A 1,322-nucleotide genomic window follows, 5' to 3' on the forward strand; every position below is an offset into this window, starting at 1 on the left:
CAACAGACGTCGGTGCGGCCCTCCACGCGCTCTTACCCGCGCTTCAGCCTGGCCATGGGTAGCTCACCGGGTTTCGGGTCGACCGCCCGCGACTCAGCACGCCCTCTTCAGACTCGCTTTCGCTCCGGCTCCGGGTGTCCCTCCCTTAGCCTGGCCACGAACGGTCACTCGCCGGTTCATTCTCCAATAGGCACGCCATCAGGGGACTCGCGCCCCCCTCTGACCGTCTGGAGGCACACGGTTTCAGGCTCTCTTTCACTCCCCTCACCGGGGTGCTTTTCACCTGTCCCTCACGGTACTCGTCCACTATCGGTCGCGTGGGGTATTTAGCCTTGGGTGGTGGGCCACCCCGCTTCCCACGGGATTCCACGTGTCCCGCGGTACTCACGGACCCGGGCGGAGCCAGCCCCCCGTCGCCTACCGGGCTCTCACCGTCTCCGGCCGCCCCTTCCAGCAGCGTTCGGCTAAGAGGCTGGTTGCTCACTCCGTGGCGGGTCTGCCGCCCCGCCCCCCGGGCCGTCCTACCCCCGACCAGCATCGGCGGCAGCCTGTACCACCGGCCGGGTTTGGGCTCCTCCCGGTTCGCTCGCCGCTACTACGGGAATGCTCTCTGCTCCTCGGGGTACTAAGATGTTTCAGTTCCCCCGGTACCCCCCCGCCGCCTATGGGTTCAGCGACGGGTGTCCCGGTATAACCCGGGACGGGTTGCCCCATTCGGACACCCTCGGATCACTGCCTGCCCGCGGCTCCCCGAGGCGTTTCGCCGCCTGGCCACGTCCTTCATCGGCCCCACGCGCCGAGGCATCCACCGTGTGCCTTCCTCGTGGATCACCCCTCTGCATCCGCGCACTGCCCACCAGCACGGCGGACACCAGCACGACGCAAAGACCGTCCACCCACGCAGATGCTCGGACCTCGCCACTCCATTGTTAAGGTGCCCGGTGGAGCTGAGGGGACTCGAACCCCTGACCTCCGCCGTGCAAGGGCGGCGCTCTCCCAGCTAAGCTACAGCCCCATCTGGTGACGCCGCCGGTGGGCGTTCCTGGACTCGAACCAGGGACCTCACCCTTATCAGGGGTGTGCTCTCACCAACTGAGCTAAACGCCCGGCCGTAGCTCTTGCGGCACCTTGACCGCTGGAGCGTGATCGAGTGCACCGGATCGGACCAGGTTGACGACCGGGCTGCCGTCGGCGGGCTGGTCCAGGGGGCCACCCGCCCTCCGCCGCCGCGTGGCGGCCTCCACAGGCGGGGCCACACCCTGCGCCCCTCCGCCGGTCGGATGAGGTTGCCCCCACCCGGCACCCGGCCGGTTGACCTGGGA

Annotated in this window: 2 tRNA genes and 1 rRNA gene (1 of these 3 only partly in view); all 3 read right to left on the reverse strand. The window is 68.6% G+C overall.

Going from position 1 to position 1,322, the window contains the following annotated elements:
* A 23S ribosomal RNA gene (locus IRZ30_RS10830) occupies positions 1–832 on the reverse strand; it reaches 2,145 nt to the left of the window's first position.
* 110 nt (positions 833–942) lie between these two features.
* Positions 943–1,015: transfer RNA gene (locus IRZ30_RS10835), tRNA-Ala, on the reverse strand.
* A gap of 18 nt (positions 1,016–1,033) precedes the next feature.
* Positions 1,034–1,107: transfer RNA gene (locus IRZ30_RS10840), tRNA-Ile, on the reverse strand.
* Positions 1,108–1,322: the final 215 nt, after the last annotated feature.

This window comes from Sphaerobacter sp., from assembly GCF_019683595.1.
Lineage (GTDB): Bacteria > Chloroflexota > Chloroflexia > Thermomicrobiales > Thermomicrobiaceae > Sphaerobacter.